The sequence below is a fragment of the Dechloromonas sp. ARDL1 genome (assembly GCF_051122455.1).
Lineage (GTDB): Bacteria > Pseudomonadota > Gammaproteobacteria > Burkholderiales > Rhodocyclaceae > Azonexus.
This window is the reverse complement of the sequence record NZ_CP168939.1, coordinates 1,094,125-1,110,953: the sequence shown is the minus strand read 5'-3', so window position 1 is coordinate 1,110,953 and position 16,829 is coordinate 1,094,125. Positions and strand designations below refer to the sequence as shown.

The following is a 16,829-nucleotide window of genomic DNA, read 5'->3' as shown; positions in this document are numbered from 1 at the left end:
GTCAGCGAATGATGCCGCGCTTCGAGACCTCGAGGAAATCGACGAAACGCTGAACATCCGGCTGGGTCTTGGCATCCTCGACCAGTTTGGCCTTCGCTTCCTCGAGCAGCAGCCCCGACTTGTAAAGGGTCCGGTAGGCGCGCTTGAGCGAGGTGATCGCGTCGGCGTTGAAGCCGCGGCGCTTCAATCCCTCGACGTTGATGCCGTAGGGCTGGGCCGTGTTGCCGGCCGCCATCAGGTACGGAGGAACATCCTGGAGAATGACGGTGCTGACCGCCGTCATCACGTGCGCACCGATGCGGCAGAACTGGTGAACGCCGGTAAAACCGCCGAGAATCGCCCAGTCATCGACCACCACATGCCCCGCCAGCGAGGCGTTATTGGCAAAGGTCACCTTGTTGCCGACCTGGCAATCATGGGCAATATGCACATACGCCATGATCCAGTTGTCGTCGCCGATCGACGTCACCCCCCTGTCCTGAACCGTTCCCAGATTGAAGGTACAGAATTCGCGAATGGTGTTGCGGTCGCCGATTTCCAGGCGGGTCGGCTCACCGGCATACTTTTTGTCCTGCGGCACTTCGCCAAGCGAGCAAAACTGGAAGATGCGATTGTCGCGACCGATCCGCGTATGGCCGCGAACCACGCAATGCGGGCCGATAACCGTGTTATCGCCGATCTCGACATCGGGACCGACAATCGAATAGGGGCCGATCTCGACATTGGCGCCGATCCTGGCGCCCGGATCGACAATGGCAGTCGGGTGGATCATGTTACAGATCCCGCTTTGCGCACATGAGTCGTGCTTCGGCCGCCAACTGGCCATCGACCCTGGCCTCGCCCTTGAACTTCCAGATGCCGCGCATCTGACGCTCGATCTCGACATGCAGATGCAACTGATCGCCCGGCATGACAGGGCGCTTGAAACGTGCCTCGTCGATACCGGCAAAATAGAACACGTCACTTTCGGTCGGTTTCTTTCCTTCGGTCTTGAACGACAGGATGCCGGCCGCCTGGGCCAGCGCTTCCATGATCAGCACGCCCGGCATGACCGGATGGTGCGGAAAATGGCCGACAAAAAAGGGCTCGTTGATAGTCACGTTCTTGTAGGCGTGAATCGATTTGCCAGGCACGACTTCGACCACACGGTCGATCAGCAGAAAGGGGTAGCGATGCGGCAAATGATCAAGAATTTCATGAATATCCATTTAATCAACCCTCTATATATTTTTGTTTAAGTTTTTTCTCAAGATCGGAAATACGATCCGCGAGTTTGGACAGGCGGCGAAGATGCGATGCGTTACGCAACCATTCCTCGTGCGTATCGATCGGGAATACGCTGGTATAAACACCGGGCTTCGCGATGCTCTTCATCAGCGTCGATCCTCCGGAAATCGTTGTCCCCGAGACGATGTTCAGATGCCCGGAAATCATCCCGGCACCGCCGACGATGCAATGCTCACCGAAGACCGTACTGCCGGCAACCCCAACACAGCCAGCCAACACCGAATTCCGTCCGATAACGCAGTTGTGTCCGATGTGGACCAGATTATCAAGCTTGCAGCCATCGTCGATAACCGTATCGTCGATCGCTCCACGGTCGATGGTGGTATTGGCACCGATCTCGACATCATTACCGACCCGCACGCGACCGATCTGGGGAATCTTCACCCAATCCTGGCCATCGGGAGCAAATCCAAAGCCATCAGAGCCAATCACCGCACCGGAATGAACAATGCAGCGAGCACCGACCTGACACTGTTCATAGACAGTCACCCGGGGATGGAACACCGTTCCATCGCCAATGCTCACCCCGTCACCCACGACGCATCCAGCACCGAGCACGACGTCTTCGCCCAGAGTTACGCCTTTGCCGATCACGACATTCGGACCCAGCGATGCGCTCTGCGGAATGGGAGATTCGGCAATCACCGAGGAATGGACGCCGGAAAAACCCGCCCGATAGGGATTCAGCAGGGTCGCCACCCGCGCGTAATATGCGTAAGGGTTGGCGGTAACGATGCGGGCACCGCCAAAATCGTCGACCGCATCGGCGCGCAGGATGACTGCCGATGCCTTGCAGCTTGCCAACTGATTCCTGAACTTCGGATTGGACAGGAAAGTAATATCGCCGGCCTCGGCATTGCCTACCGAAGCGACCTGATCAATGCGTGTTTGTGCATCTCCAAGCACATCGCCGCCCAAACGGGCGGCGATCTCGGCAAGCGTGAACGATATACCGTTCACGCTCATTACTTCGCTTCCGACAGTGCCTTGATAACGCGCTCGGTAATGTCCAGGCGCGGGCTGACCCACACCACATCCTGCAGGATCAGATCGTACTTGTCAGCTTCGGCAATCTGCTTGATTGCCTTGTTGGCCTTTTCGATAACAGCGGCATTTTCTTCGTTCTGACGCAGATTCAGGTCTTCGCGGAATTCGCGCTGGCGACGCTGGAATTCGCGGGAAAGCTCGCCAAATTCCTTTTCCTTGGAGCGGCGCTCGCTCTCGGCCATGGTCACCGAGTTCTTCTCCAGATTTTCCTGCAGACCCTGCAACTGCTTGGCCATGCGCTGCAAATCCTGATCGCGCTTGGCGAACTCACCTTCCAGCTTCTTCGCGGCCTTCTGGGCAGCTGGCGCATCGCGGAAGATACGCTGCGTGTTCACATAACCCACTTTGAGTTCGGCGGCGTAAGCACCCGTCACGAACAATGCAGACATCAGCGATGCCAGGACAACGGATTTAACTTTCAACTTGATACTCCTGAATTAAAACGTAGTACCCATCTGGAACTGGAAGACTTCGGCCCTGTCCGTGCCTTGTTTGTTGAGTGGTTTGCCGATACTGAACTTGAGCGGACCAATCGGAGAAACCCAGGCAGCAGACAATCCCGTCGAGTAGCGCAAGTCAGCAAAATCGACCTTCTCATCGCTACCAAATACCTGACCACCGTCAACGAACCATCCCATTCTGAACGACTTGTCCATGCCGGGCAAACTCCACAGCAATTCGGCATTGCCGACGATACGGCGATTACCCCCGAGACGGTACTGTGTTGACGTCGATGGATCGGTATAGATCGGGCCGAGAGATGAGGCCTTGAAGCCGCGCACCGAGGTTACGCCGCCCGCATAATAGTTCTTGAAGAAAGGCAAACCGGATGCACCGTAGCCATTTGCCATTCCGTATTCGCCGTTAAGCATCAGAGTGAACTTGGAATTGAGCGGTACAAAATGCTGAAGCTGGTAGCTGGCTCGGTAATACGTCAGGTCGCCCCCCGGTAGAGCCACCTCGAGCGAAGCACGCTGGAAGGTACCCTTGGTCGGGAAGAAGAAGCTGTCCTTGCCGTCGCTGGCCCAACTTAGCGTGAGCGGAACCGACAAATTAGACTGGCCAAACTTGGTGACGTAATCCTTGTAATACTGCGGTGTTTGCTCGAATGTTTTGATACTGGTCGAATCAAGTCCCAAGCCAATACCGATCGACTCCTTCTCACCGATCGGGAAGCCGAAGCGAATCGCCCCCCCCGTCGACGATGACGAATAATATGCCAGAGTCGTCGAGGTTGTATTGAAGGTACGATGGTAAACGTCAAAGCCCTGACTGACCCCATCCTGCGTAAAGTAAGGATTGGTGTAAGAGAAGACGTAGGTCCGGTAGGTTTTGGCCGAATTAACCTGAATCGCGACGTTGTTGCCGCTACCCATGAAGTTGTTCTGGGCAATCGAGCCGGAAAGGATGACCTTGTCAGTACTGGAAGTACCAAGGCCAAGCATCAGGTTCCCGGTCGGCTTTTCGGTCACATTGATATTGACATCAAGTTGATCCGACGTGCCGCTGACGGCCGGCGTCTCCACCGCCACCTCGGAGAAGAACCCCAGTTTGTCCACCCGCTGCTTCGATGCTGTCACCTTGTCGGCATCGTACCACCCGCCTTCCATCTGGCGGATTTCGCGGCGAATCACTTCATCGCGCGTCTTGGTATTACCGGTCACATTGACGCGACGCACATAAACCCGCTTACCCGGATCGACAAAAATCGTGAAGGCAACCTTGTTCTTGTCCTTGTCGATCTCCGGCGCCGCGTTGACGTTGGCAAAGGCATAACCTTCCTTGCCAAGCCGATCACTGATAGCTTTGGTGGACTGGTTCAGTTTCTCACGCGAAAACACATCGCCAGCTTTTATCATGAGCAGTTTTTTCAGCTCATCTTCGGCAAGCGTGAAATCACCGGCAACCTTCACCGACGAAACCTGATAGCGCTCACCTTCAACGATGTTCGCCGTAATATAGACATCCTGCTTGTCGGGAGAAATCGACACCTGAGTCGACTCGACGGCAAATTCCAAGTAGCCCTGGTTCATGTAGAACGACTTGAGCTTCTCGAGGTCCGCCGAAAGCTTCTGCCGCGAGTATTGGTCATTCTTGGTATACCACGTCAAAAAACCCGGCGTGGTCAATTCGAACAGGCCAAGCAGTTCCTTCTCGCGAAAAGCCTTGGCACCGATGATGTTGATCTGCTTGATCTTGGCCGCCGAACCTTCTTCGATATTGAAGTTGATGCCGACGCGATTGCGTTCCAGCGGCGTCACGGTCGTCGTGATATTGGCCGCATATTTGCCGCGCGTCAGATACTGGCGCTTCAGTTCCTGCTCGGCCTTATCGAGCAAAGCCCGGTCGAAGATACGACCTTCGGCAATGCCCGTCTCCTTGAGCGCCTTGACGATAACGTCCTTGTCGAATTCCTTCAGGCCTACAAAGTTGATGGTCGCAATAGCCGGTCGCTCCTGGACGACGACAACCATGACATTCTTCTCGACCTCGACCCGGACATCCTTGAAAAACCCGGTAGCAAACAAGGCCTTGATCGACTGTGCCGCTTTTTCGTCATTCAGGGTTTCGCCGACCTTGACCGGCAGATAGCCGAAGACAGTCCCCGCTTCGGTGCGCTGGATACCCTCGACCCGAATGTCCTTGACCGTAAAGGGTTCGAATGCCAGCACCGGCGAGGCAAATACGCTGGCAATCATGACGGACAATAGGGTTTTCTTCATTATTCAGCCGTAAAGCAGGCGAGATATATCGTTAAAAAAGGCGAAAGCCATCAAGGCGAAGAGAATGGACATGCCAATCTGCTGGCCGATTTCCATTGCACGCTCGGAGAGCGGCCTGCGCCTGACGACTTCTAGCATATGATACAACAAATGCCCACCGTCCAGAACCGGGATGGGGAGCAGGTTCAGGACCCCCAAGCTAATGCTCACCAGGGCCATGAACTTCAGATAATAATCGAGGCCAAGGCGTGCCGACTGCCCGGCATAATCGGCAATCGTGACCGGTCCAGAAAGGTTCTTCCACGACACCTCGCCGATGAGCATCTTGCCCATCATGACCAGGCTGAACACCGACTTATCCCAGGTTTCCAGCAGGGCCAGACGACCCGACTCAAAGAAACCATGACGAATGAAAGTACGCAGCTCGCGGCGACTTCCCGAATCCGTCTTGACCGCGACACCGATCTTGCCGACGGTCCGGCCCTTTTCGGATACTGGGTCGGGAACCACCTCAAACGTGAGCAGTTCATCGCCGCGGCGCACTTCAAGCTGTACGGACCTGCCCGCCGATTCTCGTATGACCGTGACAAAATCAAGCCACAAGTCGACTTCCCGGCCATCAACGCGCGACACCCTGTCTGCGGATTTAAGGCCGGCGCGCGCAGCCGGCCCACCGGAGACCACTTCACCAAATATCGGTGGCGTATCCGGACGGTAGAAACGAACACCCAGCCTATCCAGCGCCTCGCCCTCCCACCCTTGCTCGGCGACAGCTCGCAGATCGAGGCGGCGGAATGATATTTCCTCTTTGGCATTGACCACCTCGAGATCGACGCTCGCTTGATCGGCTGCCTTCTGCAACAAGAGCCAGCGGAAATCGTTCCAGGTAGCAACTGACTGCCCATCGACCCGGCGAACCTGTTCTCCATTCTGGATCGCAGCCACGGCGGCCGGAGATCCCTGAACAGGAGTTCCCAGAACCGGCAGCAACTCGTCGCTGCCGTGCATGAAAACCGCCCAATAAAGTAGGATGGCCAGCGCAAAATTGGCCAGCGGGCCAGCCGCAACGATCAGGCTGCGCTTGCCGACGCTCTGGCGGTTAAAAGCCCGATGCGCCTCACCTTCGGGGACATCGCCCTCCCGCTCATCGAGCATCTTGACGTAACCGCCCAACGGAAAGACGCTCACCGCCCATTCCGTGCCATCCCTCCCCAGGCGCTTCTTCCACAGCACACGCCCGAAGCCGACCGAGAAACGCAGCACCTTGACCCCGCACCAACGGGCAACAAAGTAGTGTCCGAGTTCATGGACAACGATCAGGACACCGAGAACGACCGCAAATGCAGCCAGATAGAACGGAACGTCGTTCACGCGAAAGTGCGTTCCCTGATCAGCCGCGTGGCCAAACGCCGCGCTTCGGCATCGGCTGCGAGCACGTCGGCCAGGCTCCCCTCCGGCCCAGCTGGAAGCGACTGCAACACCTGATCGTTCAGACGGGCAATCCCCAGAAAAGACAGCCGCCCTTCCAGAAACTCTGCTACCGCAACCTCGTTCGCCGCATTGAGAATCGCGGGCGCGGTACCGCCTGCACGCAACACATCGTAAGCCAGCTGCAGGCAACGGAAACGCTCGAAATCCGGCGCCTGAAAATCGAGACGAGCAATCTTGAACAGATCCAGCGGCTCGACACCGGCCGCAATGCGCTCCGGCCAGGCCATTGCGTAAGCAATCGGAGTCCGCATGTCCGGATTGCCCAATTGCGCCAACACCGAACCATCGACGTACTGGACAGCCGAATGGATGACGCTCTGCGGATGCACGACAACCTGAATCATCTCGGGAGGCGCATCGAACAGCCAGCTCGCCTCGATAACCTCCAGCCCCTTGTTCATCATGGTTGCCGAATCAACCGATATCTTCCGCCCCATGACCCAATTGGGGTGCGCACATGCCTGCTCGGGCGTTACCTGCTCGAGATCGGACAACGCCACGTTCCTGAACGGCCCACCCGAAGCGGTCAACAGGATTTTCTGGACGCCACATGCGGCCATGCCACGAGAGAAATCTGCAGGCAGGGATTGAAAGATGGCATTGTGTTCGCTATCAACCGGCAAGAGGCGGGCACCATGTTCACGCACGGCGTGCATGAACAGTTCGCCGGCCATGACCAGGACTTCCTTGTTGGCCAGCATTACCCGCTTGCCTGCCCTGGCTGCCGCCAATGTAGGTTCGAGGCCTGCGGCACCAACGATGGCGGCCATCACCGAGTCGGCCTCGGGCAAGGCAGATACCTCGACCAGCGCCTCTACGCCGTAGCGAACTTCGGTTTGCAGCCCGGCTGTACGACAGCGCTTCGCCAATTGCGCAGCCAAAGCGGCATCGCGCAAAACGGCAAAGTTTGGCTTGAACTCAACACACTGCTCGAACAACTTGTCGATCTGGCTATGCGCGCACAGGGCAAATGCCCGATAGCGATCAGGATGACGGCGTATGACATCCAGCGTACTGACTCCGATTGATCCCGTTGAGCCCAGAACGGTGATGTTGCGAACTGTCATGCCGAACGCTGAACCAGCAGCAAAAAGAGCGCCACGACCGGCAGCGTGGAGGTCAGACTGTCGATGCGATCCAGAACCCCACCATGCCCCGGCAGAATATTGCTGCTGTCCTTGATGCCCGCCTTACGCTTGAGCAGCGATTCAAACAGATCGCCAACGATGCTGACCCCGGTGACGATGAACAGGACAACGATCCACAGCGGTAGCGACAGCACCTGAATATCGAAAAGCAGCCGAACGACCAGACCGTAAACAACCACGCCGACACAGGCGCCGACCGCCCCTTCCCAGGTTTTTCCGGGACTGATCGTAGGTGCCAGTTTGTGCTTGCCGAAAGCTCGACCGGAAAAATAGGCCGCAATATCGGCCATCCAGACAACGGTAAAGATACCGAGCAAGGCAGCCGGACCCAAGGCGCGCAGCTGCACCATGGCGAGCCATGTCGGAATCAGGACGACGGCGCCGACCAGCAGCCCTCTCGCTCCGCCGATGGCCCATTTGCTCCTCAGCCAGAACGGCATGAGGATGAGCCAGAACGCCGCGGAAAGCCCATAGGCCGCAGCCACCCACGTCGATCCCAGACGAAATTCCAGCGACGACGGATCAAGTAGCGAAAGCGCCGCACAAATGGCGCCGACCAGCACACCAAGCGCCACCCGGGGTTGCGGCTTCCAGCACAGCAAAGCCCCCCACTCCCACGCGGCGATACCGATGAAGACTGCCACCAGCAGGGCCCAAGAAGACTGCGACAACCAGAACAGGCTGGGTAACAGCAGCGAGACCAGCACCAGCGCGGTGATGACGCGCGTCTTAAGCATTCGGCTTCACCAGTTGCTCACTGGTCCTGCCAAAACGACGCTCCCGCTGCTGAAAGGAGGCGATGGCCTTGCCGAATTCGGCGGCATCGAAATCCGGCCACAGGGTCGGGGTGAAATAGAGTTCGGTGTAAGCCAGTTGCCAGAGCAGGAAGTTGCTGATCCGCTCTTCGCCGCCAGTGCGGATGAACAAGTCCGGCTCGGGAGCAAAATGCATCGACAGATACGGTTCGAGATCGGCCTCCTGCCACCCGCCTGACTTATCGGGCTGGGCGGCCACCATCTTATTGACCGCCTGCATGATGTCCCAGCGACCGCCATAGTTGGCGGCGATGGTCAAATCCAGACGCGTATTGGCCGCCGTCTGCTCTTCAGCCTTGCGGATAAGATCCTGCAGGCGCGGCTCGAAACGGGAAAGGTCGCCAATCACACGCAAACGCACGCCGTTGCGGTCGAGCTTTTCGACCTCCTGCTCCAGCGCCTTGACGAACAACTGCATCAGCAGCGTGACCTCTTCCTGAGGGCGGCGCCAGTTCTCGGAGGAAAAGGCGAATAGCGTCAGATACTGGACGCCCTGCTCAAGGCAGGAACGCACCATCTCGCGAACCAGTTCGACGCCTTTGACATGGCCGGCCACGCGAGGAAGGAAGCGCTTCTTGGCCCAACGCCCATTTCCGTCCATGATGACGGCCACGTGCCGAGGCACCGCTGCCGCCTGCGGAACGTCGCGCGTCGAACTGGAAAAAAAAGCCATTCAGCCGGCTATCTGCGTGAAGCCGCTTAAACCTGCATCAGCTCGGCCTCTTTCGTGGCGAGCATCTTGTCGACTTCGACGATGAACTTGTCGGTCAACTTCTGGATATCGTCCTGTGCCTTGCGCTCGTCGTCTTCAGGGATTTCGCCCTTCTTCAACGCATCCTTGAGATGGGTATTGGCATCGCGGCGCAGGTTGCGAATGGCCACCTTCGCGCCCTCGCCTTCATGCTTGACGACCTTGATCATTTCCTTGCGGCGTTCCTCGGTCAGCGCCGGCATCGGTACGCGGATCAAATCGCCCTGCGAGGCCGGATTCAGACCGAGGTCGGAATCACGGATGGCCTTCTCGACCTTTTGCAGCATGTTCTTTTCCCACGGCTGGACACCGATGGTACGAGCATCCACCAAGGTAATGTTGGCGACCTGATTCACCGGAACCATGGAGCCGTAGTAGTCGACCTGGACGTGATCGAGCAAGCCGGTATGGGCACGGCCGGTACGCACCTTCAGGAGATCGTTCTTCAACGCCTCCAGCGATTTCTGCATCTTGTGTTCTGCGTTTTTCTTGATGTCTGCAATCATCTGTCTCTCCTCAGCAATAAACCAACGTACCTTCGTCCTCACCGCAGACCACGCGCTTAAGCGCGCCGGCCTTGAAGATCGAGAATACGTTGATCGGCAATTTCTGGTCGCGGCACAGCGCAAAGGCAGTCGCATCCATGACCGCGAGATTCCTGGAGATCGCCTCGTTGAAGCTGATCTTGTCGTAGCGCGTTGCCGAAGGATCCTTCTTGGGATCGGCCGTGTAGATGCCGTCGACCTTGGTCGCCTTCAGCACGATTTCCGCGCCGATTTCCGAACCGCGCAGTGCTGCAGCAGTATCGGTGGTGAAGAAGGGGTTGCCGGTACCGGCACCGAAGATCACGATCTTGCCTTCTTCAAGATAGCGGATGGCCTTGCCACGAATGTACGGCTCAATCACCTGCTCGATATTCAGGGCCGACTGCACACGGGCATTCAGACCGCATTGACGCATCGCGTCGGACAGTGCCATGGCATTCATCACCGTGGCCAGCATGCCCATGTAATCCGCGGTAGCGCGATCCATTCCGGTGGCCGTACCGGCCATGCCGCGGAAGATGTTGCCACCGCCGATCACGACGCCGATTTCCACCCCCAGGTCGGCGACCGCCTTGATCTCCCCGCAAATCTCACCGATCACTTTCGGATTGATGCCGTAGGCGTCGGTACCCATCAGGGCCTCGCCGGAGAGTTTCAGGAGGATGCGCTTATATTTGGGTGTGGTCATCGGCGTTCCTTTCAATTACTTCTTGGCAGCGGCGGCAGCGGCCTGGGCAGCGACTTCTGCAGCGAAGTCGTCAACCTTCTTCTCGATGCCTTCGCCCACCATGTAGAGCATGAAGCCGGCGACGGAAGCGCCCTTGGCCTTCAGCAGTTGCTCGATGGTTTGCTTGCCATCTTCGGCCTTGACGAAGACTTGCGCCAACAGGGTGACATCCTTCAGATACTTCTGGACGGTACCTTCGGCGATCTTTTCCAGCATGGCTTCCGGCTTGTTGTCGGCGCGTGCCTTCTCGATGGCGACGCGACGCTCGGTATCAAGCAGTTCGGCAGAAACACCAGAGGCATCGAGCGCCTTCGGCTTGGAAGCGGCGATGTGCATGGCCAGATCCTTGCCCAGCTGCTCGTCACCACCGATCACATCAACGACGACGCCGACCTTGGCACCACCGTGGATGTAGGGAACCAGCTTACCCTTGGCTTCGAAGCGAACGAAGCGGCGGATAGACATGTTCTCGCCGATCTTGCCGACCAGAGCGGAGCGGGTGGATTCGACGGTGCCCTCGCCCATCGGCAGCGCGGACAGCGCTGCAACGTCGGCCGGATTGTGCTGGGCAACCAGCGCCGCGGAGCCATTGGCCAGGGCGATGAATTCGTCGTTCTTGGCAACGAAGTCGGTTTCGGAGTTCACTTCGATGATCGCACCGGTCTTGCCGTCGGCGGCGATGCTGACCGCGACGATACCTTCGGCTGCGATACGGGCAGCAGCCTTGGAGGCCTTGTTGCCCAGCTTGACGCGCAGAATCTCTTCCGCCTTGGCCATATCGCCGTCGGCTTCGGTCAGCGCTTTCTTGCATTCCATCATCGGTGCGTCGGTCTTGCCGCGCAGTTCTGCAACCATACCTGCGGTAATTGCCGCCATATTTCTTTCTCCTGAGCTTATAAAACTGGCGGAGCCTGAAGCTCCGCCGTTACATCTTTATTTATTCAGCCGCTTCTTCGACTTCGACGAACTCGTCGTCACCACCGGCCGCCACGATGTCGGCAACCACCTGGCTACGACCTTCGAGGATGGAGTCAGCCACGCCGCGTGCGTAGAGCTGGATGGCACGGGAAGAATCGTCGTTACCCGGGATGACGTAGGAAACGCCTTCCGGAGAGTGGTTGGTATCGACCACGCCGATGACCGGGATACCCAGCTTTTCGGCTTCGGTGATAGCGATCTTGTGGTAGCCGACGTCGACGACGAAGATGGCATCCGGCAGGCCGGCCATATCCTTGATGCCGCCGATGGACTTCTGCAGCTTTTCCAGTTCGCGACGGAAGGTCAGCGCTTCCTTCTTCGGCATGCGCTCGAGTTCGCCAGCCTCAACAGCCAGCTCCATGTCCTTCAGGCGCTTGATGGAGGTCTTGACGGTCTTGAAGTTGGTCAGCATGCCGCCCAGCCAACGCTGGTCAACATACGGAGCACCGGCGCGCAGCGCTTCTTCGCCGATGATTTCGCGGGCTTGGCGCTTGGTACCGACGAACAGGATGGTGCCGCGATTGGAGGCCAGCTTCTTCACGAAAGCCATGGCTTCGTTGTACTTAACCAGGGTCTTTTCGAGGTTGACGATGTGAATCTTGTTGCGAGCGCCGAAGATGTACGGAGCCATCTTGGGGGACCAGAAACGGGTCTGGTGGCCGAAGTGAACACCGGCTTCCAGCATTTCGCGCATAGTAACGGACATAGCAATTTCCTTTTAAGGGTTGAACCGCCACCCGCCGGAAACGCCCGTCATTATTGAGTTTTGACGGACACCCTTAATCGGCGGATGTGTGGATTTTGGTTGCCTGCACCGTGCAGACAACCGTTTCTCGCGGCCGAAACGACCGAGAAAAACCTGCGGATTATAGCAGGAGAACGGGGAAGCCAACAGCCTCAATAACCATTTTGCTTCAAGGCCAGTAACTGCAGCATGCGCTCCAGATACGGCTGCCAGTCGGGCATTCGCAGTCCGAAGTCTTTTTCCAGCCGGCGACAGTCAAGGCGGGAATTCAGGGGGCGACGCGCCGCGCTAGGATACTCGGCCGAGGCGATCGGAGTGATCGCCTCCGGCTGCAAATGCAGGGCGAAGCCAGGCGCCTGAGCGCCCAGACCGACGACAGTCCGCGCAAACTCGCACCAGCTGACCGGCCGGGCCGCCGCCAGGTGGTATAGCCGGCTCTCGCCCTTCGCAAGGAGCGCCCCGTGACGCAGCATGGCCAGGGCAACGCCGCTGACGGTAGCGATCATCGCAGCCGGCGTCGGCGAACCGATCTGGTCATCGATCACGCTCAAATGCTCCTTCGTGCGCGCCAGGCGCAGGATGGTTTTGACAAAATTCTCGCCGCGCGCGCCAAACACCCAACTAGTACGAAAGATCAGCGATTTTCCGCCCGCAGCGCGGATGGCCTCTTCGCCCTCCAGCTTGCTGCGCCCATAAAAGCAGAGCGGCCCGGTCGGATCGCTCTCAACATAGGGCGCATCCTTGCTACCGTCGAAAACGTAGTCGGTCGAATAATGGATCAGCAAGGCCCCGCAACGCGCCGCCTCCTCGGCCAGCACACCCGGCGCCACGGCATTGATCTGGCGCGCCAGATCCGGCTCTGCCTCCGCTTTGTCGACAGCGGTGTACGCTGCTGCATTTACGACGATATCCGGACGCAGCTCGCGAACGACGGAACGAATACGATCCGTGTCAGCCAAATCACACTCCGCGCGCCCGCAAGCGACCACATCGCCGTGTGGCGCCAATGAACGCTGCAACTGCCAGCCGACCTGGCCATCCTTACCGAGCAGGAGAATCCTCATTACGACCCCGATGGGCTGAAAACCCGCACAGTATGCCATTTCCACGGGCCTGCTCTTTGCGAAACCAGCCCCATCATTTATCCTTCTTCATCCCTAACGTACCGAAAAAACCATGAGTATCACCATCAAGACCCCGGAAGAAATCGAAAAAATGCGCGTTGCCGGGCGTCTCGCCGGAGAGGTTCTCGATTACATCGAACCCTTCGTCAAGGCCGGCATCACCACCGACGAACTCGACAAACTTTGCCACGACTACATGGTCGATGTGCAAAACTGCATTCCGGCCCCGCTCAACTACGCCCCATCAGGCTACGACCCGTACCCGAAGTCGATCTGTACCTCGGTCAACCAGCAGGTTTGCCACGGCGTCCCTGGCGAGCGCATCCTTAAAAACGGCGACATCATCAATCTCGACATCACCACAATCAAGGACGGCTACCACGGCGACACCAGCCGCATGTTCGTGGTCGGCGAGGGATCGATCCAGGCCAACAGGCTGTGCGAGATCACCTTCGAATGCATGTGGCTGGGAATCTCCGTGGTTCGCCCCGGTGGCTTTCTCGGCGACATTGGTGCCATTATCCAGAAGCATGCCGAGAAGAACGGCTACTCCATTGTCCGCGAATTCTGCGGACACGGCATCGGCCAGAAATTCCACGAAGATCCGCAGGTCCTGCACTACGGCAAGGCCGGCACCGGCCCGAAACTGGAGTCGGGCATGATATTCACCATCGAACCGATGGTGAATGCCGGCAAGGCTGCCATTCGCGAAATGGCCGACGGCTGGACCATCGTCACTAAGGACCGCAGCCTGTCAGCGCAGTGGGAACACACCATCCTCGTCACCGATACGGGTTACGAGGTATTGACGCTGTCGGCTGCCTGCCGAGCAAAACCCGACTGGATTGCCTGATGAGCTGCGACGTCGCTGCCCTGCGCGCGGAAGTCAAGGCCAACCAGCAGCGGCTTCAGCAGCAATACGAACTCACCCACGACGCGTGCGCCCTGCTTCGCAACCGCTGCGCGCAAGTCGACAGTGTCCTGCAAAAACTCTGGCAATCGTTCGACTTTCCTGCCTCGATGGCATTGGCCGCGGTTGGCGGTTACGGCAGAGGAGAGCTCTTTCCTGCCTCCGACATTGACTTGCTGATCCTCCTGCCCCAGGAAGTCAGCAAGATTACCCAGGAAAAGCTCGAACGACTGGTGGGGCACTTCTGGGATATCGGCCTTGAAATCGGCCACAGCGTGCGCACCATTCCTGAATGCCTGGACGAAGCAGCGCGCGACATCACCGTCCAAACAGCCTTACTTGAAGCACGCCTGTTGACCGGCAATGCGAAACTCTTCGCAACCTTCGAGAAACGGCTGCGTGGCAACCTCGACCCGCTGGCGTTTTACGAAGCCAAGCGCCTCGAGCAGCGGGAGCGCCACCTGCGCTTCAATGAAACGCCCTACAGCCTGGAGCCGAACTGCAAGGAATCGCCCGGTGGCCTGCGCGACATGCAGGTCATTTTCTGGATGGCCAAAGCGGCTGGACTCGGATCCAGTTGGGCCGAGCTTCATCAAAACGGGGTCATCAGCGCGGAGGGCATGCGCATGACCGAAGCCTGCGAAGACTATCTGCGGCACCTGCGCATCCGCCTTCATTTCATGCTCGGTCGCCGCGACGACCGCCTGCTGTTCGACTACCAGAACAATCTGGCCGAGAAATTCGGATTTGTCACCAACACCGCGAAACGGGCATCGGAACAACTGATGCAGGTGTATTACCGGCACGCCAAATCGGTCACCGTACTCAACACCCTGATCGTGCAGAACATCGGCGCTGCACTGACACCAGAAATCGACCTCGTTCCGCAGCCACTCGACGACCATTTCCAGATGGTGGGCAATCTGCTCGACATCCGCGACGACCAGCTCTTCGAGCGCAATCCTGCGGCCATCCTCGATTGTTTCCTGGCCATGCAGGAGTGTCACGAACTCTCCGGCATGACGACCCGCACGCTCCGGGCACTATGGCGCTCCCGCGATCTCATCACGCCAGAGTTTCGCGCCAATCCGGAAAACCGGACGAATTTCCTGAAACTGCTGACCAGCGAGCGCGGTATCGTGCACGAGTTCCGGCGCATGAATCAGCTCGACATCCTGGGCAATTACTTGCCGAATTTCGGGCGCATCGTCGGCCAGATGCAGCATGACCTGTTCCACGTCTATACCGTGGATCAGCACATCCTGCAGGTCATGCGCAACATTCGCCGCTTCACGATGAGCGAATTCGCGCATGAATACCCGATGTGTTCCCGCATCGTCAGCGAGCTGGAGCGCCCATGGCTGCTCTACGTGGCCGCCCTCTTCCACGACATCGCCAAGGGACGTGGCGGCGACCACTCAGAACTCGGGACGGTCGATGCCCGTGAATTCTGTGTCGATCACGGCCTGAGTGAGGAGGATACCGAACTGGTGGTCTGGCTGGTCAGAAACCATCTGGTCATGTCGCAGGTCGCCCAGAAGGAAGACCTCACCGACCCCGAGGTAATCGCCCGGTTCGTCAAGCTGGTCGGTGACATGCGCCACCTTCAGGCACTCTATCTGCTGACCCACGCCGATATCCGCGGCACCAGCCCGAAAGTGTGGAATCACTGGAAAGGCAAGCTGCTCGCCGATCTCTACTACCAGGCCCAGCACCACATCACCCAGGGAAAGACCCCGGAAGCGCACGGCGTCATTGCCGACCGCCAGGCCGAGGCCATGCGTCTGCTACGCTACTTCGCACTATCCGACACGGTACATGAGCGCCTTTGGAAACAGCTCGACACCGTCTATTTCCTTCGCCATTCCGCCGAGGAAATCGCCTGGCACACCCGTTCGCTGCACTACAGGATATTCAACAACCAACCCGTCGTCCGCGCCCGCCCGTACCAGGAAGGCCAGGGCCTGCAGGTCATGGTTTATACGCAGGACCAGCCCGATCTGTTCGCCCGCATCGTCGGCTTCTTCGCCCGTGCCAGCTACAGCATCGTCGATGCAAAGATTCATACAACGGCGCACGGTTACGCTCTGGACAGTTTTGTTGTACTCGATGTGGAAAACCGCGAAAACGAGCGCGAAATGGTCCCCTTCATCGAACACGAGCTGGAGCAGCGTCTCTTGCACCAGTCGCCGCCGGATATTCCGTCCACCGGCCGCCTATCGCGCCAGGTCAAGCACTTTCCGATCAAGCCGGAGGTCAGCATTAGCAGCGATGAAAAGGGAACGCACTTCATCCTGTCGCTGATTGCCGCCGACCGCCCCGGCCTGCTCTACACGGTAGCCAACACCCTGGCCGAACACGGTGCCAACCTGCAAACCGCCAAGATCACGACGCTGGGTGAACGTGCCGAAGACGTCTTCCTGATCAGCGGCGGCGACCTACGGGATACCAACAACCGGATACGCCTGGAAACCGAACTGATGGAGCGGCTGAAGATAGGGTAGTCGCTGGTTGCCGGTCGCAAGGCGCCAGCAACTA

The 16,829-nt window shown here is 58.3% G+C and carries 16 protein-coding genes; 2 read left to right on the top strand and 14 right to left on the bottom strand.

What is annotated here, in order from left to right:
• Position 1: 1 nt before the first annotated feature.
• From lpxA to rfbD, 14 genes are all read right to left on the bottom strand, one after another.
• A complete protein-coding gene (gene lpxA / locus AB6Q56_RS05440) occupies positions 2 to 772 on the bottom strand; it encodes an acyl-ACP--UDP-N-acetylglucosamine O-acyltransferase (protein ID WP_434516090.1) in 771 nt (256 codons plus the stop codon).
• 1 nt (position 773) lies between these two features.
• Positions 774 to 1,208 carry a 3-hydroxyacyl-ACP dehydratase FabZ gene (gene fabZ, locus AB6Q56_RS05435; protein WP_150429099.1) on the bottom strand — a complete coding sequence of 145 codons (435 nt, stop codon included), beginning with the start codon at positions 1,206 to 1,208 and terminating at the stop codon, positions 774 to 776.
• Between the two features lie 4 nt (positions 1,209 to 1,212).
• A complete protein-coding gene (gene lpxD, locus AB6Q56_RS05430) occupies positions 1,213 to 2,253 on the bottom strand; it encodes a UDP-3-O-(3-hydroxymyristoyl)glucosamine N-acyltransferase (protein WP_434516089.1) in 1,041 nt (346 codons plus the stop codon).
• Positions 2,253 to 2,762 (bottom strand): OmpH family outer membrane protein, encoded by a 510-nt coding sequence (locus AB6Q56_RS05425; RefSeq protein WP_223879574.1) that lies wholly within the window; start codon positions 2,760 to 2,762, stop codon positions 2,253 to 2,255. Before AB6Q56_RS05425 ends, lpxD begins: the two co-directional genes overlap by 1 nt.
• 9 nt (positions 2,763 to 2,771) lie before the next feature.
• Positions 2,772 to 5,057 carry an outer membrane protein assembly factor BamA gene (gene bamA, locus AB6Q56_RS05420; RefSeq protein ID WP_434516088.1) on the bottom strand — a complete coding sequence of 762 codons (2,286 nt, stop codon included), beginning with the start codon at positions 5,055 to 5,057 and terminating at the stop codon, positions 2,772 to 2,774.
• A 3-nt stretch (positions 5,058 to 5,060) separates the two neighbouring features.
• Positions 5,061 to 6,428, bottom strand: a complete 1,368-nt coding sequence (gene rseP / locus AB6Q56_RS05415) for an RIP metalloprotease RseP (RefSeq protein ID WP_434516087.1) — start codon at positions 6,426 to 6,428, stop codon at positions 5,061 to 5,063.
• A complete protein-coding gene (gene ispC, locus AB6Q56_RS05410) occupies positions 6,425 to 7,615 on the bottom strand; it encodes a 1-deoxy-D-xylulose-5-phosphate reductoisomerase (RefSeq protein WP_434516086.1) in 1,191 nt (396 codons plus the stop codon). Before ispC ends, rseP begins: the two co-directional genes overlap by 4 nt.
• Positions 7,612 to 8,433, bottom strand: coding sequence for a phosphatidate cytidylyltransferase (locus AB6Q56_RS05405; protein ID WP_434516085.1), 822 nt, complete (start codon positions 8,431 to 8,433; stop codon positions 7,612 to 7,614). The genes ispC and AB6Q56_RS05405 overlap by 4 nt, the downstream gene beginning before the upstream one ends.
• A complete protein-coding gene (gene uppS, locus AB6Q56_RS05400) occupies positions 8,426 to 9,184 on the bottom strand; it encodes a polyprenyl diphosphate synthase (protein WP_434516084.1) in 759 nt (252 codons plus the stop codon). The genes AB6Q56_RS05405 and uppS overlap by 8 nt, the downstream gene beginning before the upstream one ends.
• 26 nt (positions 9,185 to 9,210) lie before the next feature.
• Positions 9,211 to 9,768, bottom strand: a complete 558-nt coding sequence (gene frr, locus AB6Q56_RS05395; RefSeq protein WP_434516083.1) for a ribosome recycling factor — start codon at positions 9,766 to 9,768, stop codon at positions 9,211 to 9,213.
• A gap of 10 nt (positions 9,769 to 9,778) precedes the next feature.
• Positions 9,779 to 10,495: a UMP kinase gene (gene pyrH / locus AB6Q56_RS05390; protein WP_434516082.1), complete on the bottom strand. Its 717-nt coding sequence runs from the start codon at positions 10,493 to 10,495 to the stop codon at positions 9,779 to 9,781.
• A 15-nt stretch (positions 10,496 to 10,510) separates the two neighbouring features.
• Positions 10,511 to 11,410 carry a translation elongation factor Ts gene (gene tsf / locus AB6Q56_RS05385; RefSeq protein WP_434516081.1) on the bottom strand — a complete coding sequence of 300 codons (900 nt, stop codon included), beginning with the start codon at positions 11,408 to 11,410 and terminating at the stop codon, positions 10,511 to 10,513.
• Positions 11,411 to 11,471: 61 nt separating this feature from the next.
• Positions 11,472 to 12,218, bottom strand: coding sequence for a 30S ribosomal protein S2 (gene rpsB / locus AB6Q56_RS05380; RefSeq protein ID WP_295005538.1), 747 nt, complete (start codon positions 12,216 to 12,218; stop codon positions 11,472 to 11,474).
• Between the two features lie 191 nt (positions 12,219 to 12,409).
• Positions 12,410 to 13,321, bottom strand: a complete 912-nt coding sequence (rfbD, locus tag AB6Q56_RS05375; protein ID WP_434516080.1) for a dTDP-4-dehydrorhamnose reductase — start codon at positions 13,319 to 13,321, stop codon at positions 12,410 to 12,412.
• Between the two features lie 112 nt (positions 13,322 to 13,433).
• On the opposite strand from rfbD, the gene map reads away from it, so the two are divergent.
• Both map and AB6Q56_RS05365 read left to right on the top strand, forming a co-directional pair.
• Complete coding sequence (gene map, locus AB6Q56_RS05370) at positions 13,434 to 14,234, top strand: type I methionyl aminopeptidase (RefSeq protein WP_434516079.1); 801 nt, start codon at positions 13,434 to 13,436, stop codon at positions 14,232 to 14,234.
• A complete protein-coding gene (locus AB6Q56_RS05365; protein ID WP_434516078.1) occupies positions 14,234 to 16,795 on the top strand; it encodes a [protein-PII] uridylyltransferase in 2,562 nt (853 codons plus the stop codon). Before map ends, AB6Q56_RS05365 begins: the two co-directional genes overlap by 1 nt.
• Positions 16,796 to 16,829: the final 34 nt, after the last annotated feature.

Coding starts and splice junctions, on each gene's coding strand:
- uppS (WP_434516084.1), bottom strand. CDS start 9,184: ATGGCTTTTTTTTCCAGTTCGACGCGCGACGTTCCGCAGGCGGCAGCG.
- ispC (WP_434516086.1), bottom strand. CDS start 7,615: ATGACAGTTCGCAACATCACCGTTCTGGGCTCAACGGGATCAATCGGA.
- tsf (WP_434516081.1), bottom strand. CDS start 11,410: ATGGCGGCAATTACCGCAGGTATGGTTGCAGAACTGCGCGGCAAGACC.
- bamA (WP_434516088.1), bottom strand. CDS start 5,057: ATGAAGAAAACCCTATTGTCCGTCATGATTGCCAGCGTATTTGCCTCG.
- rpsB (WP_295005538.1), bottom strand. CDS start 12,218: ATGTCCGTTACTATGCGCGAAATGCTGGAAGCCGGTGTTCACTTCGGC.
- lpxD (WP_434516089.1), bottom strand. CDS start 2,253: ATGAGCGTGAACGGTATATCGTTCACGCTTGCCGAGATCGCCGCCCGT.
- fabZ (WP_150429099.1), bottom strand. CDS start 1,208: ATGGATATTCATGAAATTCTTGATCATTTGCCGCATCGCTACCCCTTT.
- AB6Q56_RS05405 (WP_434516085.1), bottom strand. CDS start 8,433: ATGCTTAAGACGCGCGTCATCACCGCGCTGGTGCTGGTCTCGCTGCTG.
- lpxA (WP_434516090.1), bottom strand. CDS start 772: ATGATCCACCCGACTGCCATTGTCGATCCGGGCGCCAGGATCGGCGCC.
- map (WP_434516079.1), top strand. CDS start 13,434: ATGAGTATCACCATCAAGACCCCGGAAGAAATCGAAAAAATGCGCGTT.
- AB6Q56_RS05365 (WP_434516078.1), top strand. CDS start 14,234: ATGAGCTGCGACGTCGCTGCCCTGCGCGCGGAAGTCAAGGCCAACCAG.
- pyrH (WP_434516082.1), bottom strand. CDS start 10,495: ATGACCACACCCAAATATAAGCGCATCCTCCTGAAACTCTCCGGCGAG.
- rfbD (WP_434516080.1), bottom strand. CDS start 13,321: ATGAGGATTCTCCTGCTCGGTAAGGATGGCCAGGTCGGCTGGCAGTTG.
- frr (WP_434516083.1), bottom strand. CDS start 9,768: ATGATTGCAGACATCAAGAAAAACGCAGAACACAAGATGCAGAAATCG.